Origin of the sequence: Streptomyces megasporus (genome assembly GCF_000718985.1) — a bacterium.
Lineage (GTDB): Bacteria > Actinomycetota > Actinomycetes > Streptomycetales > Streptomycetaceae > Streptomyces > Streptomyces megasporus.
The window spans coordinates 117,409-139,173 of sequence record NZ_JODL01000024.1 but is presented as its reverse complement, the minus strand read 5'-3'; the positions used below and the strand labels follow the sequence as shown (position 1 = coordinate 139,173).

Annotated in this window: 23 protein-coding genes and 1 pseudogene; 9 read left to right on the top strand and 15 right to left on the bottom strand. The window is 72.8% G+C overall.

Features of this window, described 5'->3' with window-relative positions:
* Positions 1–251: 251 nt before the first annotated feature.
* Positions 252–878 carry a hypothetical protein gene (locus IF47_RS0119945; protein ID WP_031510238.1) on the bottom strand — a complete coding sequence of 209 codons (627 nt, stop codon included), beginning with the start codon at positions 876–878 and terminating at the stop codon, positions 252–254.
* Between the two features lie 119 nt (positions 879–997).
* On the opposite strand from IF47_RS0119945, the gene IF47_RS0119940 reads away from it, so the two are divergent.
* The 3 genes from IF47_RS0119940 to IF47_RS0119930 all read left to right on the top strand — a co-directional run bounded on the left by IF47_RS0119940 (position 998) and on the right by IF47_RS0119930 (position 3,705).
* Positions 998–2,155 carry an NsdA family TPR-like regulatory protein gene (locus IF47_RS0119940; RefSeq protein ID WP_483855127.1) on the top strand — a complete coding sequence of 386 codons (1,158 nt, stop codon included), beginning with the start codon at positions 998–1,000 and terminating at the stop codon, positions 2,153–2,155.
* Between the two features lie 32 nt (positions 2,156–2,187).
* Positions 2,188–3,093, top strand: coding sequence for a phosphotransferase (locus IF47_RS0119935; RefSeq protein WP_031510236.1), 906 nt, complete (start codon positions 2,188–2,190; stop codon positions 3,091–3,093).
* Positions 3,094–3,228: 135 nt separating this feature from the next.
* Positions 3,229–3,705: a hypothetical protein gene (locus IF47_RS0119930; RefSeq protein WP_031510235.1), complete on the top strand. Its 477-nt coding sequence runs from the start codon at positions 3,229–3,231 to the stop codon at positions 3,703–3,705.
* A gap of 63 nt (positions 3,706–3,768) precedes the next feature.
* Here the strand turns inward: IF47_RS0119930 and IF47_RS0119925 are convergent, their stop codons facing one another.
* The 6 genes and pseudogenes from IF47_RS0119925 to IF47_RS0119900 form a co-directional block, all read right to left on the bottom strand.
* Positions 3,769–4,635 (bottom strand): hypothetical protein, encoded by an 867-nt coding sequence (locus tag IF47_RS0119925; RefSeq protein WP_051717920.1) that lies wholly within the window; start codon positions 4,633–4,635, stop codon positions 3,769–3,771.
* Positions 4,636–5,055: 420 nt separating this feature from the next.
* Positions 5,056–5,667, bottom strand: a complete 612-nt coding sequence (locus IF47_RS0119920; protein WP_031510233.1) for a TetR/AcrR family transcriptional regulator — start codon at positions 5,665–5,667, stop codon at positions 5,056–5,058.
* 61 nt (positions 5,668–5,728) lie between these two features.
* Positions 5,729–6,445: an ABC transporter ATP-binding protein gene (locus tag IF47_RS0119915; protein WP_031510232.1), complete on the bottom strand. Its 717-nt coding sequence runs from the start codon at positions 6,443–6,445 to the stop codon at positions 5,729–5,731.
* Positions 6,442–7,569 (bottom strand): ABC transporter permease, encoded by a 1,128-nt coding sequence (locus tag IF47_RS0119910; protein WP_031510231.1) that lies wholly within the window; start codon positions 7,567–7,569, stop codon positions 6,442–6,444. The genes IF47_RS0119915 and IF47_RS0119910 overlap by 4 nt, the downstream gene beginning before the upstream one ends.
* Before the next feature lie 351 nt (positions 7,570–7,920).
* A pseudogene (locus tag IF47_RS32165) lies at positions 7,921–8,100 on the bottom strand (Tn3 family transposase); the annotation flags it as partial.
* A 125-nt stretch (positions 8,101–8,225) separates the two neighbouring features.
* Positions 8,226–8,915: an SRPBCC family protein gene (locus tag IF47_RS0119900; RefSeq protein ID WP_031510229.1), complete on the bottom strand. Its 690-nt coding sequence runs from the start codon at positions 8,913–8,915 to the stop codon at positions 8,226–8,228.
* Between the two features lie 135 nt (positions 8,916–9,050).
* On the opposite strand from IF47_RS0119900, the gene IF47_RS0119895 reads away from it, so the two are divergent.
* From IF47_RS0119895 to IF47_RS0119875, 5 genes are all read left to right on the top strand, one after another.
* Positions 9,051–10,232: a lactonase family protein gene (locus tag IF47_RS0119895; protein WP_031510228.1), complete on the top strand. Its 1,182-nt coding sequence runs from the start codon at positions 9,051–9,053 to the stop codon at positions 10,230–10,232.
* 122 nt (positions 10,233–10,354) lie between these two features.
* Positions 10,355–11,719, top strand: coding sequence for an MBL fold metallo-hydrolase (locus IF47_RS0119890; protein ID WP_031510227.1), 1,365 nt, complete (start codon positions 10,355–10,357; stop codon positions 11,717–11,719).
* Positions 11,720–11,923: 204 nt separating this feature from the next.
* Complete coding sequence (locus tag IF47_RS0119885; protein ID WP_031510226.1) at positions 11,924–12,970, top strand: NAD(P)-dependent alcohol dehydrogenase; 1,047 nt, start codon at positions 11,924–11,926, stop codon at positions 12,968–12,970.
* Positions 12,971–13,062: 92 nt separating this feature from the next.
* Positions 13,063–13,728 (top strand): helix-turn-helix domain-containing protein, encoded by a 666-nt coding sequence (locus IF47_RS0119880; RefSeq protein WP_425423625.1) that lies wholly within the window; start codon positions 13,063–13,065, stop codon positions 13,726–13,728.
* Positions 13,729–13,899: 171 nt separating this feature from the next.
* Entirely contained in the window at positions 13,900–14,439 is a 540-nt protein-coding gene (locus IF47_RS0119875) for a tyrosine-type recombinase/integrase (protein ID WP_051717918.1), read from the top strand.
* A gap of 10 nt (positions 14,440–14,449) precedes the next feature.
* Here the strand turns inward: IF47_RS0119875 and IF47_RS0119870 are convergent, their stop codons facing one another.
* Positions 14,450–15,652, bottom strand: a complete 1,203-nt coding sequence (locus IF47_RS0119870; protein ID WP_031510223.1) for a cytochrome P450 family protein — start codon at positions 15,650–15,652, stop codon at positions 14,450–14,452.
* A 137-nt stretch (positions 15,653–15,789) separates the two neighbouring features.
* Between IF47_RS0119870 and IF47_RS0119865 the strand changes: the two genes are divergently transcribed.
* On the top strand, positions 15,790–16,470 hold the full coding sequence (locus IF47_RS0119865; RefSeq protein ID WP_051717915.1) for a TetR/AcrR family transcriptional regulator: 681 nt from the start codon (positions 15,790–15,792) through the stop codon (positions 16,468–16,470).
* 108 nt (positions 16,471–16,578) lie between these two features.
* On the opposite strand, the gene IF47_RS0119860 is transcribed toward IF47_RS0119865, so the two are convergent.
* From IF47_RS0119860 to IF47_RS0119830, 7 genes are all read right to left on the bottom strand, one after another.
* Positions 16,579–17,490: a MauE/DoxX family redox-associated membrane protein gene (locus IF47_RS0119860; protein WP_031510221.1), complete on the bottom strand. Its 912-nt coding sequence runs from the start codon at positions 17,488–17,490 to the stop codon at positions 16,579–16,581.
* A gap of 39 nt (positions 17,491–17,529) precedes the next feature.
* Complete coding sequence (locus IF47_RS0119855) at positions 17,530–18,165, bottom strand: hypothetical protein (protein WP_031510220.1); 636 nt, start codon at positions 18,163–18,165, stop codon at positions 17,530–17,532.
* An 11-nt stretch (positions 18,166–18,176) separates the two neighbouring features.
* The gene (locus IF47_RS0119850; protein WP_031510219.1) at positions 18,177–18,602 is read right to left on the bottom strand and encodes an RlpA-like double-psi beta-barrel domain-containing protein; all 426 of its coding nucleotides are present in this window, start codon (positions 18,600–18,602) and stop codon (positions 18,177–18,179) included.
* Between the two features lie 283 nt (positions 18,603–18,885).
* Positions 18,886–19,746: a cytochrome c biogenesis CcdA family protein gene (locus IF47_RS0119845; protein WP_031510218.1), complete on the bottom strand. Its 861-nt coding sequence runs from the start codon at positions 19,744–19,746 to the stop codon at positions 18,886–18,888.
* Entirely contained in the window at positions 19,743–20,504 is a 762-nt protein-coding gene (locus IF47_RS0119840) for a DsbA family protein (RefSeq protein WP_031510217.1), read from the bottom strand. The genes IF47_RS0119845 and IF47_RS0119840 overlap by 4 nt, the downstream gene beginning before the upstream one ends.
* Positions 20,505–20,575: 71 nt before the next feature.
* Positions 20,576–21,067, bottom strand: coding sequence for a hypothetical protein (locus IF47_RS0119835; protein WP_031510216.1), 492 nt, complete (start codon positions 21,065–21,067; stop codon positions 20,576–20,578).
* Between the two features lie 111 nt (positions 21,068–21,178).
* The gene (locus tag IF47_RS0119830) at positions 21,179–21,592 is read right to left on the bottom strand and encodes a hypothetical protein (protein ID WP_031510215.1); all 414 of its coding nucleotides are present in this window, start codon (positions 21,590–21,592) and stop codon (positions 21,179–21,181) included.
* Positions 21,593–21,765: the final 173 nt, after the last annotated feature.

Sequence of the window (21,765 nt, the reverse complement as noted above, 5' to 3'; positions counted from 1 at the left end):
TCACTTCGCGAAGCATCGGCGCATTGCCGGTCGCCGTAGCCTACGGTGGTGTTGCTCCGCTGCACGCTGCTGAGCCCTCACGATGACAACCGTCTGCGGGTCGCTGATCAAGTCGTGGTCGCGCATCAGGAGCGCGTCGTCGTTCTCGGCCGCCCTCTGCTATCGCTGACCACCCTCGTACGGCCCACAGATGGTTCGGGGATCAGATGACTCGCGCCCGGCACCGAACAGACAACGACAGCCCTGCCCCGTCACTCAAGCGGCACGGAAGCAACCGAAAGCTGTTCACTGTAGGGCCACGTGAAGGTGCGATCAGGTTCAAGGTGGGCTTCTCCCCAGTGGATGACATGGATGCCGCTCTCCACGTCGGCTGTGAAGAACACACAGACGAGCTTCGTGGAGGCCCCCAGTTCCTCGAACGCCTCGTGCAGCTCTAGGTACTCCTCCGTTGTCAGGTTGTCATCGAGCTCGAACAGCCCCTCCGGCGGCTGCGGACCGTGTGCCCAGAACAGTCGACGGCGTGTAGGGGAAGCGTTGGATGGCAGTCGAGCACGATCAAGGGGCCTCAGCCGGTCCGCGTACCTGTAGGGGAAGAGGGCGTGCTCGTTGATCACTGCGTACTCGTATCCGCGCACGTCGCGCACGGACTCGCCCAGTTCCCGTGCCATGTCCGCCAGGTTCTCACGCACAGCCTCCGCGAGAGTGACACCATATGGACTCCGCTTCTTCAGGCCGGCTGTGAGGTGCGTGGCGTGAGCCTTCGCGTGCGCCTTGGCTAGTCGCACCGGAACTTCCGCTGCAACCTTGCCGGCCTGTTGTCCGAACCGCCCGACAGCCCACTCCGATGGCCCTTTCGGACCGCCACCCAACTCGGACATGCAGCGTCCCCCCTCTGCCTGACGACCTGCCTCTCAACTGTGTGACACGCGCACGAAGGCCCTACAAGGGGCCAATCCGGCCACGACGCCCCGGAACCTTGTGCATCGTCGCTTCTCGCATGGTGGATCTCCTCTGCCGTCTGTACCGAACCGATTCCCAAAGTCTTGGTCTGGTCGGGGACTACAGCCGTTCTTCCCGGTCGGCGGTACGGGTCCTTCCACCTGCGGCGGCGCATGTCCAAGAGGGAGACGACGGGAACTCTCCCGTTGCCTGCCGGCCGGTGAGTGATTCGGTCGCCATCGACGTGGATGATCCCGTCGATCGACTGGCAGGGGCCGTCCGCCGCTCCGTCGATCGAACGTTGGCGTCCGCCGGTGTCACTTCCGGTCAACTGGACCTGCTCGACGAGCGTCTGCTGTGGCTGCGCGGACAGTACATCTCCACACCGCCGGAGCCGATGCTGGGGATGCTGCTCACGGATCTGGAAGAGGTCCGGACCCTGGCGGCCGAACGCCAACCCGCGGCGGTACAGGTACGACTGTCGGAGATGATCGCTCTCCTGGCGACCCTCGTCGCCGACTGCCTGATGAAACTGGGCCGCCTGAGGCAGTCCCGCGCGTGGTACGCCACTGCCCGCACGGCGGCGGACGACAGCGGGAACATCGAGATCCGGGCCAGGGTGCGTGCCCAGGCCGCGATGCTGCCGTACTACTACGGGCCGTTGGAATCCGCCGTCTCCCTGGCCCGGGAAGCCCGGATGCTTCTGCGTCACCGCTTCAGCATCACGGGAGCTTTTGCCGCGGCCGCCGAAGCGCGGGCGCTCGCCAGACAGGGTGAGGCCACCGGCGCGGAGCGCGCGCTCCGTCACGCGTACACGGTGTTCGAGAAGTGCGAGCACGGGCCGGTGGAAGACGCCTTCGCCTTTCCCGAACGCCGGTTGTTGCTCTACCTCAGCGGCGTCCACACCTTCCTCGGCCGCGGCCGTCAGGCCCGTGAGGTCCAACGGCAGGCGTTGGACCTGTATCCGAGCCGGAGCGGCATCGATCCGGCACTGCTCAGGCTGGAGCAGGCCATCAGCCTGGCCCGGGAGCGGAACCTGACCGAAGCGTGCCGGTTGGCCGGAGCGGCGTATCTCCAGGTACCTCCCGCTCACCGGACGACGATCCTGGAAGCACGGGCGCACCACGTCATCGACGTGCTGCCGCCTTCGATGAGGTCCGCCCGGGCCGTACGGGAGTTGGGCGAGATCCTGGCACTTCCGTCGGGGACGGCGTGACAGGCACACGAGCCGTCGGTCAGCCTTGGCCCATGACTGAACCGATGCCCCTCCACGGAGGCTTCGTCGAGTCCGAGATGCGTCACGTCCTGGAACGCGCATGCGAGGCGGCCGGACTGGACGCCACGGACGCGGTGCTCCTGCGCGGCCACACCAACGCCGTCGTGCGCCTCACCCGCGCGCCCGTCGTCGTCAAGATCGCCCAGCGAGGCTCGCGCCTGGCCGGAGTCCAGCACACCGTCCGCTTCGTACGGTGGCTGATGGAGCGCGGTTTCCCCACGGCCCCGCTGTACCCCGTCCCGGAGCAACCCGTCGTCGTCGACGGCCACCCGGTCACCTTCTGGACGTACCTTCCCCAGCCCGACACCCCGGTGCTCGCGGCACGGATCGCCGAACCACTGCATGCTCTGCACCGACTACCCGCTCCGCCGTTTCGGCTCAGGCAGTTGGACAACGTCTCGGCGATCCGTGCCTCCCTCGCGGCGATCACCACGCTGCCGGAGGAAGCACTCCGCTTCCTCTCGCAGCGTGTGGACCGACTGGAGGAACAACTCGCGGACGTCTCCTACGAACTTCCTCGGGCCGTCCTCCAGGGAGACCCCCAGCACCGCAACGCCCTGTACGACGGCGACCGGATCGTGCTGTGCGACTGGGACACCGTGGTCTGGGGCCGGCCCGAATGGGACCTGACGACCATCGAGATCCACTGCCGTCGCTTCGGCCACGGCTCCGAGCACTACAGGAGCTTCGCGGAGGCGTACGGCCACGACGTCACGGACTGGCCCGGGTATCCCGTCCTGCGGGACGTCCGGGAACTGCGGATGATCACCACCAACGCCCGCAAGGCGGCCCGCACCCCCGGGGCCATGGCCGAGGTGGAACGCCGCATCGTGGGGCTGCGGAACTCGGACACCCGACTGCGGTGGAACATACTGTGAGCGGCGTTCACCGGTCTGTCCGGATGCGACGGTTCAGCCTGGCGACGAGGGCGACACACCTTCAAGGAATGGGAGTTCGGCGGGGACAAGCCGCGTGATGTCTCCCATGCCGAGCGAGGGAAGGAAGGGACGACCATGCGGATGGGGATCACCGGGCACCGCGGGCTGCCCGAACCGGTCGCCGAGCGGGTGCGCGGCATGGTGAGCGCGGAGGTGCGGCGGTATCCGGCGGGGGAGTTGGTGGGGGTGTCCTGTCTGGCGGACGGGCCCGACGCGTGGTTCGCCGAGATCGTCCTCGACCACGGCGGGCGGCTGGAGGCCGTCCTGCCGGCCGAGGAGTACCGCGACGATCTGCCCGACTGGCACCACCCCACCTACGACGGTCTGCTGCGGCGTGCGGTCGAGGTGCACCGCACCGGGCTGGTCGAGTCGGGTTCCCACGCCCACCAGGCGGGCAGTGAACTCCTCGTCGGCATGGTCGACGTGCTGCTCGCCGTGTGGGACGGCAAACCGGCCCGTGGCCACGGCGGCACGGCCGACGCGGTGGCCCACGCACGTCGCGTCGGCGTCCCCGTCCGGGTGTTGTGGCCCGAGGGGGCGTCCCGGGATTGACGGATGCGAGGCCCGGACCGTGGCCGGCCCGGGCCTTCGTGGGATCCGTTTCGGGCACGGGGATCAACGGCCGCAGCCCACGCGCTCCGTGGAGAGCGCCAGGTCGTCCAGGAGCAGGTCGTAGGAGTCCGGGGTGGGGTCGCCCTGGTAGAGCTGCCAGCCGATGCGGACGGTGTCGACGTCGGGGAAGACGAAGTCGACGGGGTTGCCGCCGTGGCGGGTGGTGGTGACGGTCAGGTCGGGCTTGGGCTTCCCGTCGATCCACACCGAGACGCGGTTGTCGGAGGCGTCCATCTCCCACTCCAGGCACGTCCACCTCCCGGCCTCGGCCGGAGCGGACTCGCGCCAGTCGGTCCAGTCGCCCGTCGGGCCGCCGTCGGAGCCCACGCCCCACAGGTGTGTCCCGCCGCCGACGGTCGGCACGTACTGGCCGCCGATGGGGCGGACCACGCTGCCGTCGCCGCGCCCGGCGGCCTCCACCAGGGTGAAGTGGGCCCAGTCCGGGGCGGTGGGGAAGGCGTCGACACGCACCCGCATCCGGCCGAAGAAGCTGTTGCCGGGGGCGTCGAAGTCGTCGACCTCCAGGAAGGCGTGCCCGTTGCCCTGGGTGCGCAGGCGCAGCACCTGACCCGGGAGGTGCTTGCCGCCGTGGCGGCGGTCGCGTTCGACGGTCAGCGTGCCGTGCCGGGTGTCCACGCCCCAGTCCGGGCTGGTGCCGGCGCCGCGCGGTAAGTCCTCGAAGTCCTCGCAGAACAGCAGCGCGTCGTCGGCCCGGCAACCGTGGTGCGGGCGGTCGCCGTGGCGGTCGTGCGCGGGTGCGGCGCCGCCCGTGGCGGCCACGGTCGTGACGGCGGCCAGGGCGAGGGCGAGGGCGCCGAGCAGACGGGACGGGCGCGACAGGCGGCGGGGTGCGGGAAGACGCGGGCGCATGGAACCTCCAGGGGAGACGGGAACGCTCTTGGGAGCGCTCCCATTGACGGTCGTCCGGCACCCTACGGCAACCCACCGCGCCTCACCAGAAGTCGCGTCGGCCGGACATCCCGGCCCGTGTCACGGCTCCGCGCCGACCCGGCCCTGTTCTCCCGAAGCCGCCGCGAAGCGACCAGGGGCTCGCTGTGATCGAAGCGGCGTCCGAACGGTCGGCTGAGGGGGCAGCGGCGAGGGCCTGCCATGGGGGCCGGGCTTTCGCGCGGTGCAAGTCCCGGAAGAGGTCCGTCTCGCTTCTGGGCGACGGGTTCCGAGAACCGGTGCGGGATCGGTGGAGGGCCGGCGACCTGTTGTCGGTCCTGCTCCGGCAAGGACCGTTCCGAGACGACCACGGGTCGGCTTCTTCGAAGCCACGGGAAGTTCTCAGTGGTCTTCCCGACGTTCGCCGACCGTGCTGTCGGCCGGAGCAAGGCAGCGCCGTACCAGTGCGAGGGTGCGCTCCGTGACCGTGTGGAGCGGGACGCCGCGGTCGACGGCGGCAAGGGCCGTGTGCAGCATCCCGGCCATCAGGTCCGCCGTGAGCGCGGGGTCGGGAACACCGATGTGCCGGACGGCCGCGCGGAACGGTTCGACCTGTTCCAGGTGGAGCCCCATCAGCCGTTCCTGGCAGGCGGGAGGGAGGCCGGCGTTCATGAGGGCGGCGGCGGGCCGGTGCGCTCCTTCGGCGCCGAGGCGGAGGCTTTCCCTGAAGAACGCCTCGACGCGTTCCACCGGGCCGTTCGCGGCGGCCATGGCGTTGGCGAGTGCTTCGTTGGAGCGCCGGAAGGCCTCCTCGGTGATGGTGGCCAGCAAGGCCGCCGAGGAGTCGAAGTACTGGTACACGCTGGAGCGGGCCAGACCCGCACGGGCGCCGACCGCCGCGGGTGTGACGGCGGCGGCGCCCTCGCTCACCAGGATGTCGATCGCCGCCCTGACCAGTGCCTCGCGCTGCCGGGCGCGATGTTCGGCGACGGTGGGGGCGTTGATCTTCGGCATGCGGCACGGACTCCTGGGTGGCGAACGGGGCCGGGAGTGAGGCGTCGGCCCACGGCCCCGATCAGGACAGGCGGCCGTCGACCATCTCGTACACCCGGTCGGCAGTGTGCATTATCGCCGTGTCGTGGGTGACCATGACCGTGGCGGTGCCGCGCTCATGGGTCTGCTCGGCGATCAGCCGTACCGCCTCGGCCGAGCGTACGCGGTCCAGCGCGGAGGTGGGTTCGTCCACCAGCAGGACGGCGGGGGAGGTCATCAGGGCGCGGGCCAGGCCTGTGCGCTGGCGTTCGCCCCCGGACAGTTGGTGCGGCCGGGAGTCGGCGCGGTGCGAGAGCCCGACCGCCTCGATGAGTTCATCGGCCCGGGCCCGAGCCGCGGCGTCGAGGCGTCCGTCGATGTGCAGGGGCAGCAGGAGTTGTTCCCTGACGGTCAGGGAAGGCAGCAGATTCGACTGCTGGAAGACGAATCCGATGTGGCGTCGACGGGCCGCGGTGCGCTCTCCGTCCGACAGGGCGGTCAGTTCGGTGCCGGCGATGTGGACCGTGCCCGAGGTGGGCCGCTGAAGGCCGCCGGCGACGGCGAGGAGGCTGGACTTTCCGGAGCCCGAGGGGCCGACGACCGCGACGAACTCCCCGGGAGCGACGTTCAGGTCGACGTGGTCGAGAGCCGTCACGGCGGTGTCGCCGTCCCCGAGGGTGAGGGTGATGTCGAGCAGTCGCAGTCCACCGGAGCCCGCGGCGTCCGGAGTGGCCCGGTGGTCGGTGGCGGGCGTGGTCATCGAGTGGCTCCCAGAGCGGTCAGGGGGTCGACGGCGGTGATGCGGCGGACGGCGACGACGGCGCCCACGGTTCCGAGCCCGATGAGGAGGCCGGAGGAGGTGGCGATGGCGGGGGCGGAGAGGGAGAACGGGGCTTTTCCGATCATCGCGCTTCCCAGGGCCAGGCCGATGGCGGTGCCGAGGGCCGTCGCGCCGACGAGCACGACGACGACCTGGGCGAGCGCGTCGCGCAGGATGTACCCGGTGGGGGCGCCGAGCGCCTTCAGCAGGGCGATCTCGGCCTTGCGCTGCACGGTCCAGACGGTGAAGAACGCACCGACGACAAGGGCGGAGATGGCGTACAGGAAGCCCTTGATCAGGGCCATGGTGCTCGACTCGGCCGCGTATCCCGGGGACGCGTCGAAGGTGGCCTCCTTGGTGTCGGCGCGGGTGGCGGTGGCCTTCTCCACGGCGGAGACGTCGGCGCCGTCCTTCAACGTCAGGGCGACGGCCGTGGCCTGCCGGAGCGCGGCCTCGGGCAGGTCGCCCGGCAGGCCGTAGTGCAGGTGCCGCCACGTGTCGAGGTCGGCGTAGGCGACGCCGATGTGGCCGTAGGAGACGGCCTCGTCGACCAGGCCGATGACCTTCAGCCGCACTTCGCTCTTGTCCGCGGTCAGGACGTCTCCGACCTCCACGCCCAGGTCGGCGATCTCCCGGGTGATGACGATCCCCGGGCCGCCGTCCTTCAGGCTCTTGCCCCCGGTGGGATCGGGGGCCAGAGGGGAGTCCGGGGCCATGCCGAAGACGGCGAGGTTGACCTGCTCGCCTTTCTTGGCGCCTTGGGTCACCTGGGCGTTGGTCAGGGTGTTTCCGAACGGTTCCGCCCGCTCCACGCCCGGGGCCTTGGACCACTCCTGCCAGTCGTCCTGCTCCACGGTCGAACGGGAGAATTGTTCGCTGGTCGCCTTCTCGTCGAAGGCCATATGGGTCACGGGCAGGGCGCGCAGGCCGGATATGCCGGCGTCCGCCAGGCCGGAAGCGAGTCCGGACAGGAGTACGCCGAGTACGGCGATGAGCGCGACCACCGCACCCATCAGGGCGAAGCGACCGCGGGCGAAGCGCAGATCGCGTAGGGCAAGGAACACGGGATCTCCGAGCGATGAGGGCAATGAGGGCGCGACGACAGGACGCACACGGCCCTTTACCTGAACTTGACGACGTGCGTGACGGCATCTTATCGGCTGTTGCCGACACGTCTGTCGGCATCTGGTGCGCGCGTGCCGCGCGCACCGGCCTGACGCTTTGACCGGGCTTTCCGTCCTGATGTGCGGTGCGTGTTCCATGCCGGCCGAGAACTCGCTCGACGGCCCCGGAGCGGGGCCGGACGGTGAATCCGAGCGGGGGAGAGGCGGCCGGTGGGTCGGGTCCCGGGTGATCGTCTCGGGTAACGGCGACGGCGACGGTGACGGGTTCGGCCGGGTCTCGTCCTCTCCGGCCGCCGGCCGGTACGGCCCCGCCAAGCCGACGTTCATCAGCCCGGGGAGCAGATGGCGGTCGAGCATGTGGGCGAAGGCGGGCCCGACGCTGGAAGTGCTGTGAGTGTCGGTGCGCCGTCGGTCGATCTCCACGTCCGTGTGATGCCGCGACGCAGCCTCGACCGCCGTGGCGACCTCGGACGCCGAACCGGGCTCCCTCCGGTCGTCATGACCGGACCCGCCTCGCCGAGCACGGGTCCGGACGAACTCGGAAGATCAAGAACGGCGACAAATGGATCCGGCCCGCCGCAGAGGCACCTCGTCGCTTACGACGGTTCCGGGGGAGCGGCGCCGAGCCGGGTGCGCAGGTTGTGGAACTGGCGGGTCTGCATCACGAAGTGCGCGGGTTCCCCCACCAGCACGTCGAACGGGAGGGTGAGCGCCCGAGGGCGGCTCCGGCCGCGCGTGCGGACCACCAGACGGGTGCCGCCGTCGGGGGTCGGCCGCAGGTGGAAGCCCCAGACCCCGTCCATGTGCGCCCGGGGCGGGGGTTCGTGATCCGCGTCGAAGGAACGGCCGGACGGCAGCCCCAGGCCCGACCGCAGCACCAAGGTCCGCCCCGGCTCCAGGACGGCCACGGTGAACCAGGCCCGGCCGCCCTTCGCCGCCTCCAGGTGCTGCCCCACCCGCGGGCCCTGCCACTCGGGCACGATCCGGTCGGCGCTCGGCACCCCGTAGTGGTCCAGGCTGTCCCAGCTATACCAGCCGCCGCGGTCGCCGCCCATCTGCACCAACCAGGACCAGACCTCCTCGGGCGGCGCCGGAAGGGTCGTGGCCATCGTCGACGAGCCGGTGGCGTCGGGGACGAGTTCGTCGCCGGGGTAGGCGCGGGCGACCTCCTCCCGCGTCGCGCCCCAGGTCAGCAGCCGGGGACGGAGCCACAGCAGGTGGAGCGTCGACGCGGCGAGGGCCGCGGCGAGGGGGAGCAGGCGGGCTCCCGGCCGTTTTCCGCCCATGTCCCCAGCGTCGCACCACGGCCCGCGTGCCGCCACGCGGCGCGTCCACCGTCCCCGGTGGGCCTTCCCAGGAGACGAGCGGGCTGTGACCATGGGCGAACATCCTATGGGAGCGCTCCCAAAACGGAGAGGCCGATGACGGAACGACAACCGACACGACGCACCGCCCTGACCCTGCTCGGCGCGACCGCCGGAACGCTCGCGCTCGCCCCGGACGCCGCCGCCGGGTCGCGTCCGGACGGCCGCCGAACACGGGTCTACCTGGGCGCCTACACGAGCGGCGACACCGCCCACGGCATCGGGGTGGCGAGCGCCGACCGCGCGAGCGGCGCGCTCCACCTGGAGGCGGTGGTCCCCACCCCCGACCCGTCCTTCCTGGCGCTCTCGACGACCGGCCGCGTCCTGTACGCCGTCAACGAGACGGCCGAGGGCCGCGTCTCCGCCTTCGCCCTCGACCGGGACGGCGCCGTACGGCACTCGCTCGGGGAAGCGTCCAGCGGGGGAGCCCACCCCTGCCACCTCGCCGTCCACCCCGGCGGACGCCACCTGTTCACGGCGAACTACACCTCCGGCACGGTGGCCGTCGTGGCACTGCGCCCCGACGGCGCCCCGGACGGCACGACCCAGGTCGTGCGGTACACCGGCTCCGGCCCCGACCCCGAGCGGCAGGACGGGCCGCACGCCCACATGGTGCTGCCCGATCCCACCGGGAAGCGGCTGTTCACCGTCGACCTGGGCACCGACACCGTCCACGTCCACCGGTTCGACGCCGAGCGCGGCCTGCTGACGGACGGCACCGAGACGCGGATGCCGCCCGGCTCCGGCCCCCGACACCTGGCCCTCCACCCCTCCGGGCGCACCGTCTACGTCCTGGGAGAGCTGGACTCCACCCTCACCGTCTGCGCGTACGACCCCCGCCGGGGCGCCCTCACCCCGCTGACCCGCGTCCCCATCCTGCCCGAGGACGCCGACCCGATCCCCAGCACCGCCGCCGAGGTGCTGGTCTCGGCCGACGGCCGGTTCGTCTACGCCTCCAACCGAGGCCACGACACCGTCACCGTCCTCGCCGCCGACGGCCCGCACGGAACCCGCCCGCGGCCCGTCTCCCACCACCCCTGCGGAGGGAGTTCCCCACGCCACATGGCCTTCGACCCCGCCCAGCGCCTGCTGTACGTGGCCAACCAGAACTCCGGGACGGTCACCGTCTTCCACCGGAACCCGGCGGACGGCACCCTGTCCCCGGCGTCCCCGGCCGCCGAACCACTGGCCTTCCCCCGCGCGGTCTGCGTGCTGCCCGCCGTGACCGGCCGCCGCTGAGGGACGGACGCCCGCGCCCGTTTCCCCTTTCCCCCTCGGGTACCCGAGGGGGAAAGGGGCTGGGGACGTGCCGCACCGCACCCCGGCGGAGCGATCCGGAGGCGACCGGAAGGAGCGGCATCGTGTTCTTCGTCGACACCGTGGCGACACCGGGCCTGGGCAACCACAGCCACCTGGCCGGCGGACGGTCGACGGCGGTGGCGGTGGACCCGCCGCGCGACATCGACCGGATGCTCGTCCCGGCGGCCCGTCGGGGAGTGCGGATCGCCCTCGTGGCCGAGACCCACGTCCACAACGACTACGTCACCGGCGGCCCGGAGCTGGCGCGGGTGACGGGCGCGGAGTACCTGGTGCCGGCCGACGCCCGGGTGTCGATCCGGCGCACCCCGATGGCCGACGGCGACACCGTGGACGTCGACGACGGCCTCACGCTGCGCGCCCTGGCCACCCCCGGTCACACCCCGCACCACACCTCCTACGTCCTCCAGGAGGACGGACGCGCGGTGGCGGCCTTCACCGGCGGCTCCCTGCTGATCGGCACCGTCGGCCGCCCCGACCTGGTCGAACCACGGCTGACCCGCGAACTCGCCCTGGCCCAGCACGCCTCCGCCCGCCGACTGGTCGACGAACTGCCCGACGAGGTGCCCGTCCTGCCCACCCACGGATTCGGCAGCTTCTGCGCCTCCTCCCAGGCCAAGGGCGACGCCACCACCATCGGCGAGGAACGCGCCGCCAACGACGCGCTGGTCAAGGACGCCGACACCTTCGTCGCCGACCTCCTCGCCGGCCTGGAGGACATCCCCGCCTACTACGCCCACATGGGCCCGGTCAACGCCCACGGCCCGACACCGGTGGACCTCACCCCGCCCCGGCGCGCGGACGCCGAGGAGATCGCCGCCCGGCTCGCCGCGGGGGAGTGGGTGGTGGACCTGCGCAGCCGGGTGGCGTTCGCCGAGGGCCACGTGGCCGGGGCGTTCAACTTCGAGGCCGACGGCAAACTCGCCACCTACCTGGCCTGGCTGATCCCCTGGGGCAAGCCCGTCACACTGCTGGCCGGAACCCGCGAACAGCTCGCCGGAGCCCAGCGGGAACTGGCCCGGGTCGGCATCGACCGCCCCGCCGCGGCAGCCACCGGCGACCCCGCCGACTGGGTCCGCGACGGCGAGGACCCGCGCTCCTACCCCCTGGTGTCGTTCGCCGACCTGGCGGGAGCACGCGGACACGGCGAACGCGTGGTGGTGCTCGACGTGCGCCGGGACTCCGAACGCGCCAAGGGCTGGGTCGACGGCTCGCTCCACATCCCCGTCCACGAACTCCGCGAACGCGCCGGCGAGATCCCCGACGGAGAGGTGTGGGTGCACTGCGCCGCGGGGATGCGCGCGACGATCGCCGCCTCGCTGCTGGACGCGGCCGGACGCGACGTGGTCGCCGTCGACGACTCCTTCGCCTCGGCCGACCGGGCCGGACTGACCGTCATCCGACCCTGAACACCGCCCACGAGCGGACGGCGGGAGGCAGGACCGGAGCCATGAGAGACGGCCCGGCGGGCCGCGCCACCCGGTGGTGTCACCCTGCCGCGGCGGGGTACCGCGGGGCACGTCCGGCCCCTTCGGCGACCCACCGACAGGCGACTCACGAACAGGCGCCCAACCGACAGGCGACACACGGACAGGAGGACACGGATGTCCGAGATGACGGCAGTGCGGATGACGGCCTGGCGGAAACCGCCGGAGGTGGTCCGCATCCCGGTCCCCGAACCCGGCCCCGGAGAGGTCCTGGTCAAGGTGGCCGGAGCCGGGGTGTGCCACTCCGACCTCCACGTCATGGACTGGCCGGCCGGCACCCTCCCCTACGACCTGCCCTTCACCCTGGGGCACGAGACTGCCGGCTGGGTCCACACCCTCGGGCCGGGCACACACGGCTCCGGGCTGCGCGAGGGCGACGCCGTCCTGGTCTACGGACCCTGGGGATGCGGCGTCTGCCCCTCCTGCGCCCGAGGCGCGGAGAACTACTGCCGACGCGCCCCCGAACTGAAGGCCGCCGGCGGCGGACTGGGCGCGGACGGCGGAATGGCCGAGTACGCGATCGTCCCCTCGCCCAGGCTGCTCACCCCCCTCGGCGACCTCGACCCGCGCACCGCCGCCCCCCTGACCGACGCCGCGCTGACCCCCTACCACGCCGTCAAACGCTCCCTACACCGGCTCGTCCCCGGCACCGCGGCCGTGGTGATCGGCGTCGGCGGCCTGGGACACATGGCCGTCCAACTACTCAAGGCCCTCGGTCCGGCCGACGTCATCGCCGTCGACACCGCCTCGGACAAACTGGACCTGGCCGCCGGCGCCGGAGCCGACCACTGCGTGCCCGCCGGCGAGGACGCCGCCGAGCGGATCAGGGACCTCACCGACGGACTGGGCGCCTCCCTGGTGCTGGACTGCGTCGGCGCCGACGCCACGATGGCCACCGCCGCCGGAGCCGCCGCCGCGGAATCCGACATCACCGTGGTCGGCCTGGCCGGGGGAACCCTGCCCTTCCGCTACGGCACCCTGCCCTGGGAGGCCGCCGTGACCATCCCCTACTGGGGCACGCGCCCCGAACTCGCCGAGGTCGTCGCCCTCGCCCAGGCCGGCCGGATCCGCCCCCACGTCGAGATCCACCCCCTCGAGGAAGCCGTCGAGACCTACCGACTGCTGCGCGAGGGCCGGATCGGAGGCCGGGCGGTGCTCGTCCCCGAAGGGTGATCCGCCCGCCGGCCGTCCGCCCCCATGGGCGGCCCGCCGGCGGGTACCCGAGGCGGAGACGATCACGGACTCGACGGAAGGAGGCGGTGGCCGTGTCCGACAGGGCCGCCCACGAACCGCCCGACCCCGGCGACATCGGCCGGCGCGTGGCCCTCCAACGCGAACGGCTCGGCCTCACCCGCGAGGAGGCCGCCTCCCGAGCCGGCATGGCACCGGGCTACCTGGCGTACCTGGAGGAACACCCGGCGTCCCCCAGCGGCCCCGGACTGCTCCGCCTCGCCGCCGCCCTGGAGACCTCCGTCGACTGGCTGCGCGGCGGCGGCGCCGGCCGCCCACCCGGCCGCGGCGTGCCCGCCCACCACCCCGAACTCCGCGAACTCGACCGCGACGAGTGCCGCGCCCACCTCTCCACGCACGGCGTCGGACGGATCGCGGTGACGACCTCCGAAGGCCCCGCCATCGTCCCCCTGAACTACCAACTCGTCGACGACGAGATCGCCTTCCGCACCGCACCCGGCACCACCCCCGCGGCGGCCATCGGCCACGAGGTGGCGTTCGAGGTCGACCACGTGGACGAGGCCTTCCGACGCGGCTGGAGCGTCCTCGTCGTCGGACCCGCCCGAGCCGCCGACGAGGACGAGGCTGCCCGCCTGGCCGAACGGACCCCCTACGGCCCGTGGGCGGGCGGCGAACGCGACCTGTGGGTGCTCATCCGACTCGAACGCGTCACCGGCCGCCGCATCCACACCGGCGCCTGACGACCGGAACGCCCCGCCACAGGCGTCCTCGCCCACCCTTGACCCACCCGTGTCCGTCCGGGTGCCCGTCCGGGCGTCCGCTCGGGAAATAATGTGCCAAGCGACAGAGGATCCCGAGCGGGTGGAGACGATGGCGGCGAACACGGCAGGAGCGAAGGGCGTGAAGGGCAGGTGGACAAGGGGCGCTATCCGCGGCCGACCGTGTCGCCGGAGGAGGCCGAGTGGGTGTGGCGGACGTTGGCGACCCAGGCCCTGGAGGAGGGCGCCAAGCCGGAGACGGTGCGGCTGGCGGTGGTGGTGGGGCTGGCCCGCGCCACCGGCGCCCGCTACGGGGACCTGCTGCGGTGCACCGTGCGGTCGCTGGACCTGGGGGCGGGCCGGGTGGACGTCGAGCACGGCAAGCACCGCGTCCCGCGCCGGCACGGGTTGGACTCCGGCACGGTGCTGGTGCTGCGGCGTTGGATGGACGTCCGGGCCGACCTGTGCGCGGAGCTGGAGGGCTCGCCGCCCGAGGCGCTGCTGTTGACGGTGCACCACACCCATGACAACGGGGTGACGGTCGCGGCGGGGCTGCCCATCACCCGGCAGGGGCTGGTGCTGTCCTGGCGCCGTTTCGTGTACCGCACCAACGCCGCCCACGCCGGACGGCGGCCCCCGCTGCCCACCCGTTTCGAACAGCTCCGCCGCGCCTGGACCACCGCCCGGGACTGACGCGCCCGCCTCAGCGCTCGCCGGGCTCTCGCGGGGTGTACCGCACGGGCAGCCGGCGCAGGCCGCGCAGCATCCCGGAGCGCCAGACGAGGTCGGCCGGGTCGGCGTCGAGCGCGAGGTCGGGGAAGCGGCCCAGGAGCGCCTCCAGCGCGACGGCGGCCTCCAGGCGGGCGAGCGGCGCGCCCGGGCAGTGGTGGATGCCGTGTCCGAAGGCGAGGTGGCCCCGCGTGTCGCGGCGGATGTCGAAGTGGTCGGGGTCGGGGAAGCGCTCGGGGTCGCGGGACGCCGAGGCCAACACGACGAGCACGGATTCCCCGGCCGGGATGGTGGTGCCGCCGATCTCCACCGGTTCGGCGGTGAAGCGGTGGGCCGAGGTGATCACCGGGCCGTTGTGGCGCAGGGTCTCCTCGACGGCGCCGGCGAGGAGGGCGGGATCGGCGCGGAGGGCGTCGAGCTGCTCGGGGTGGGTGAGGAGGGCGTGGACGGCGCCGGAGACGAGGTTGACGGTGGTCTCGTGCCCGGCGACGAGCAGCAGGAACGCCATGCCGAGCAGTTCCTCCGGGGAGAGCCGGTCCTCCCCGGAGGGCGCGGGGGCGGCCAGGGCGCTGAGGAGGTCGTCGCCCGGCTCCCGGCGCTTGTCGTCGACGAGGGCGGTGAGGTAGGCCGTCATGGCCTGGGCGGCGGCGTCGCCGGATGCCGGGTCGGTGGGGTGGACGATCTCGGTGGACCAGCCGTGGAAGGCGTTCCGGTCGGCGGCGGGAACGCCGATGAGTTCGCAGATCACGGCCACCGGCAGCGGCATGGCGAGGCTCTCGACCAGGTCGGCGCGGCCCAGCGGCGCCATGGCGTCCAGGAGGTCGCCGGTGATCCGCTCGACGCGGGGGCGCAGGGATGCGACGCGGCGCCGGGTGAACTCGCGGGCGACCAGGTCGCGCAGGCGGGTGTGGTCGGGCGGATCGGTCTGGAGCATGTTCCGGCCGATGGCGTGGCCGCCGTCGTCCGTCCAACCGGACGAGTGGCGTATGTCGTTGCGCAGCCGTGGGTCCGTCAGGGCGGCGCGGGCCTCGTCGTGGCCGACGATCAGCCAGATGTTCCCGGAGTCGGCGGTGGGCACGTGGTGGACCGGGCCGCGCTCGCGCAGCAGGGCGTAGACGGGGTACGGGTCGGTGGCGAAGTCCGTGCCGGGTGGGGCCAGGTGCTCGATGGCGGGCATGGTCACGGCGGTCTCCTCCGTGGTCCGGTGCGTTCGGGCAGGCATGACGGCGAAAGAAGCGGGGAGTACTCCCCGTTTCAGGGGACCCTAGCAGCCGACCGGGGAGTGGTCCACGTTTCCCTGTTAAGGTGCCGGCCATGGACGTGGCCGGACGAGGCGGAGCGGGGAGAGCGGCACCCCTGCGGCGGGACGCGCGGCGCAACAGGGAGCTGCTGCTCGCGGCCGCCCGCGCGGTCTACGCCGAACAGGGCGTGGACGCCCCACTGGACGAGATCGCCCGTCGGGCCGGAGTCGGAAACGCCACCCTCTACCGGCACTTCCCCACCCGGGGGGCGCTCATCGAGGCGGTCTTCGGCGACTCCCTGGCCGAGACCATGCGGTGGGGCGAGGAGGTCCGGCGCGGCGAGGACCCGTGGGAGAGCCTCACCACCTACCTGGAACGGGTCTTCGAGGGGCTGGCCGCCGATCGGGGCGCCAACGACCTGATGACCACGGGGGTGGAGGGCGTGCCGTCCCTGGAGGCGCTGCGGGCCCACAACCACGAGACGATCGGCGTCCTGATCGGCCGTGCCCAGGAACAGGGCACGGTGCGGCGGGACGTCACCGCCGAGGATCTCCTGTTCGCCCTGGCCGCGCTGGGCAGGGTGGTGCCGGCCTCCGCCGCCGTCGTGCCCGGCGCCTGGCGTCGGTACCTCGCCCTGCTGTTGGACGGCCTGCGCGCGGAGGCGGCCCGCCCCCTGCCCGAGCCGTCGCTCACCTTCGGCCAACTGGAGGACGTGCTGCGGGAGTTGGGTCCGCTGGGCCCCGGTGGACGGTAGGCGGCGTCGGGCCCGGCCGCTGTCCGGCCCGCTTCTCGACGTGGGCGGGCCCGGCTCCCTGTCAGGGCGGAGCCGGGCCCGAGGTCACCGGACGCGGGGCGGGCCGGGTCAGGTGACGATCGGCAGGGCGGTGCGGGCCGTGACGTCCTCCAGGGCGTCCGTCACCGGTTCCCCGGTCTCCTCGTCGAGGACGGCGACGCGCACGGCCGGTCTCGACGCGGTGTCGAGGTCGGCGTGGACGTCCAGGGCGAAGAGGACCGAGACCCGCCGGGCGTTCCGGTCGGTCCCGTGGGTTCCGGTGTACCGCAGGAAGCGCCAGCCGTCCTCGTCCCAGTGGTCGCGCAGTCCGGACCGCACGACCGGGGCGGCGGCCTCCCAGGCCAGGGACCGCTCCAGCAACTCGACCGACGCCTCGACCGGCACCACCTTCGGGGCGCCCTCCAGCGGGTGGCCGAAGACCCGCAGCCGCAGGCGGCGCAGGGCCAACAGCAGGCGACGGTCGAGGTCGGCGAAGAGCACGGCCGCGACCGCCCCGCACCCGGCGAGGAGGGCCGTGGCCGCCACCGGGTGCCGCCAGACCGTCTCCCACCACGGGCCGGCGGCCACCGCCGAGGCGGCGCCGCCGACCACCACCAGCCCGGCCCGTGCGAAGGCGCGCGGGCCGATCGGCTCGTCGCCGCGGGCGGTGCACCCGCAGGAGGAATCCGGCGCCGTCACCCTGCCGTGGACGAGGTAGCCGGTGAAGGCGGCGCCGAGGAGGGCCGCCGCCGTCCCCGACCACACCGCCCCCGCCGGGCCCGCCACGGCCGGGGCCGTCAACAGGGCGGCGGCGACGAGGAGTTCCGCCGCACCGACCGCCCGGAGCGCCACCGTGGCCCGCTCGACACCGTTCGCCAGACGTTCGAGCGCCGTGCCGGCCACCCGGCGTTCGGGGGCGCGGCCGGCGAGCTTGACCGCGCCGCTCCAGGCCAGGAGCGCGCCGAGGGCGAGCGGTGCGAGATCGCGAAGCAGCGACAGCATCCCTTGTCTCCTCTCGTGTCCCTCGTGTGTCCGGTGTCCTCAGCGGCCCACGGAGACCCGGGCGATGTCGATCGAGTCGTCCTTGGGACGCCACGCTCCCAACACCTGGGCGTCCTGGCCGATGCGCAGCCGGGACAGGTCGGAGCTGAGGGCGGATCCGTGGTAGGAGGCGGCGGTGGTGCCCTTCACGACACGTCCGACGACGGCGTGGTTGTTGTGGGCGAGTTCGAGCCGGTCCCTGCCGATGCCGCGGATGGTGCAGTGCAGGTTGACGATGTTCACCCACACCGCGTCGGCGGCGATGCTGCCGTCGGGCATCTCCACTCCGCGCGCGTAGAGTCCGTCGCCGGGTTCGACGGCGTCGGCGGTGGTGGGATGGAGCTTCCAGATGCTGGTGGCGTTGGTGAGTTGGACGCGGTGGAACTCGCCGTGCGAGCCGGCCACTTCCAGCATGCTGCCGTTGATCCCGGCGACGCGGCCCTCGGCGAAGGACGTCTTGGCGATCGCGGGGTCCAGGGAGGGGGAGGGGGCGGCGAAGGCGGCGTCGGCGTCCAGGCCGCCGAGGGCGGAGGCGCCGACGATGGTGGCGCCGCCGAGCGCGGCGGCGGACAGGAAGCGTCTGCGGTGGAGCTCCCGGCCTTCGGGGGCGTCGGGAGTGTTCCGGTTCGGGCTCACGTCGTTCCCCCTCACTCGTAGATCCAGACGGGCAGCTTGCCGGAGCTGAGGCTGCCGATGGCGGAGTACGCGGCGGGCGTCAGGTCGAGGATGCGGTTGGTGCGGCACTGGCCGTTGCAGCAGGCCGCCTCGCCGCAGAAGCTCTTGGTGCGGGGGCCGCAGTCGGTGATGGTGATGCACACGGTCGCGCCGGTGCACTGGTGTCTGACGTTCATCACCGAACCGCAGCCTCTGCGCGGGATGTTGCCTTCGCCGCACAGGTCGGGACGGGTGATGTCCCAGCAGGCGGCGGAGGCGTTGGGCCAGGCGCCGTGGTTGGCGCTGGAGCGGCAGGTGCCGCAGGCGCCGCCGCCGTGGCTGCCGCAGGGGCCCCACGCGTTGCCGCAGCAGAACCACGTGGCCTCCCCTCGCCAGAGGTAGGTGGATCCACAAGCCATGACGTTGCTCCCTCCTCGGACGGCCGACCGTCAGGCGGCTGTCCTGTCCATGTCATCAGCGGGCGACTTTGTCGCGATCATGACAATCCTGAGCGGGTGCGTCCCGCACCGACCGCGAGCAGGCAGGCGTGACGGCAGTGCGGGAAGTGCCGGATGGGGCTTCAGTGCATGTGGAGCACCCTCATGATGCACGGTTCTACGCGCGTCGGCCAGAGGCTCTCGCCTACGCTTCCCGCCGGGGCCCGGGGGCTGGAACAGCCCCCGGGCCCCGGCGGGGGCCTCGCTACCCCGTCCGATCGGAGGAGACGCCCTCGCCGTCCACCTTCCGCGCGTCCGTGCGGCGCGTGCGCACGAGCAGGACGGTGGCCGCGACCACGGCGATCCCGATCAGCACCGCCGCGTCCGGCACCCCGCCGCTCCAGCGCGCCACCCACTGCTGCAGCTCGAACTCCTGGTCGACGCCGAGCAGCGAGGGCAGTGCGGAGGTGCCGTCGAAGAGCAGGAAGACGGCCCCCAGCAGGATGAAGAACAGCCCCGACAGCAGCGAGGTGCTGTGCGTCTCCAACGGCCCGATACGCAGGGGGCGGCCGCGCAGCCACCGCTTGCGCCCCGGCTCGAAGCGGTCCCAGAGCAAGGCCAGGGCGAACAGGGGCAGGGCCATGCCCAGCGCGTAGACGGCCAGCAGGGCGCCGCCGTACCAGGGGCTGCCGCTGACGGCGGCGACGGTCAGGACGCCGCCGAGGATGGGGCCGGCGCAGAAGCCGGCCAGCCCGTACACCGCTCCCAGGGCCAGGACCGACAGGGGCGAGGAGGGCCGGATGCCGGCCGCCGCGGCCTGCATCCGGCGCGAGGCGAACCCCAGGCCCAGGATCTGGGCGACGCCGAGCGCGATGACGATCCAGCCGGCGACGGTGATCAGCAGGTCGCGGTTGCCGTAGAACAGGCGCCCGGCGAAGGAACCGGCGGCGCCCAGCGGGACGAGGGTGAGGCACAGGCCGGCGTAGAACACCGCGGTGCGGCCGAACAACCGGGCCGGGCTGTTGAAGGAGTAGGCGAAGAAGGCGGGCAGCAGCAAGGCGCTGCACGGACTGAGCAGGGCGAGCAGCCCGCCGATGAACGCGGCGAGATATCCGATGTCGCTCACTTGCCGTGCTCCTCCGCGGCCTTCTTCGCCGCCTCGATCGCCTCGACGAAGACCTCGGTGGGCTGGGCGCCCAGGATGGGGCGGTCGTTGACCAGGAAGGCGGGGGTGCTGGTGACCCCGAGGTCGTAGCCCTCCCGGGCGTCCCGCTCGATCGCCTTGTCGGCGTCCGCGCTCTCCATGTCGGCGCGGAACTTCTCCAGGTCCTTCACGCCGGCCTCGCGGGCCATCTCCACGAGCTTGTCCTCGGCGAAGTGGCCGCTGTTCCTCTTGCGGTCCTCGCTGTAGGCGACCTCGTTGAACTCCCAGAACCGCCCCTGCCGCCCGGCGGCGTATCCGGCCCGTGCGGCGGCCTCGGACTCCTCGCCGAAGATCGGGAAGTCGCGCCACTCGATGCGCAGTACACCCGACTCGACGTACTTCTCGATCAGCTCCGGTGCGGTGTCGCGGGCGAACTTCCCGCAGAACGGGCACTGGAAGTCGGCGTACTCGATCAGCACCACGGGGGCGTCGGCCCGGCCGAGGGCGTTGGGATCGCCGTCATCGCGGCGGGCGAGAGCGAGCAGCGCCTCGTTGGGGGCCTGGGGGCTCTCGGAGGTCTCCGCGGGGGCGGCGGACTCGCCGCCGCTCCCGGAGTCCGGGGCGCCTCCCAGGGCGGACACCAGTCCGAGGACGAGGGCGAGGACGAGGACGGCGACGGCGGCGAACACACCGCGCCTGCGGCGTGCGGACGCGCTGGACGTGCTGGATGTGGTGGACACGGCAAAGCTCCGGAAGGTCTGTGGGAGAACGGTCGTGGTGGGGACCGTGGGTCGAGGAGAGGAAGGGGACGTCAGGCCGCGGGCGTGGCGTCCCGGGCGGGGACCTGGCAGGCCACCTCACCGGCCAGCCGCTTCACCGCCGCCACGGCGAGCAACGCCACCGAGGCGAGCGCCAGGAACGGCTGGAGAGGGGCCCAGACGGTGAGGGCGCCGGAGGTGCCCAGGGCCATGAGGACGAACTTGTTGCACACTGGGCAGCCGACGGCCAGGAAGGACAGCACACCGCCGAAGGTGCCCGTGCGGCTCGTCCGGGGGGTGGGGGTCCTGACGTAGGTGGCGATGACGATCCCGGCCAGCACGGCGGTGACGGCGAGCGCCGGATAGTTCCACCACAGCGTCGGAATCATGCGGGAGAACAGCGGGTTGGGGATGACGGCGGTGGGCAGGCCCACGAGCAGGGCCGTCACGGCGGCGCCGCCGACGGCGGCGCCCCAGCGCAGCGGGGGCCACCCTGCCAGGGCGGTGCCGGCGGTGCGCAGGGTGCGCGAGAGGGAGGAGAGCATACGAGAGGATCCCGTCCTGTCGGAACGCGGGCCCGGAAGGTCGGAGGACCGCGTGTGGATGCTGACGACGGAAAAGGGGAACGGCCGAAGACGGCCGGCCCCGGACGGGATCTAGATCCGCAGGATGGTGTGGGACGGCGGAGCGTGCGCGGGAGGAACGCCCCCCGAGCGCCGGTCCGCGTGGACGTCCGGCACCGCGGGCACCGTGCGGTCACGGTCGACGGAGGGCACGGCGAAATCGCCGCTGCCGCCGCCCGGCGGGGTCTGCGGCTCGATGCCTCCGTCGCGGACGGAACACGAGGACGACCCGCCGTCGTCCCCGACCGCGGCGGCCTGCGCGGGCTCCGCGGAGGCCGGGACCGAGGAGTGGAGGACGGCGGAGGCCGAGGAGACGGCCGTGCCGTCCGCAGGGCCCGGGGACGCCGCGGACTGGGCGCAGAACAGCGCCAACAAGGCGGTGAGAGCCAGCACCAGCCCGTAGGCGGCCCAGGAGGAGGCGGGGACGCGGCGCACACCCGGCGTCATCGTGCTCCTCCTTCCCCGCGCTCCGATGGATGTGGAACACACGGCTCCACGGATGCTCAGCGGTAGCCTACCGGAGGTGCGGGCCGGGGGCGGAGGGGCCGGGCCGGGACGGGAGCGACCACGTCCGGGCCGCCCGGATGCGGTCCCGGCCGGACGTCGGACGGTCGAGCCCG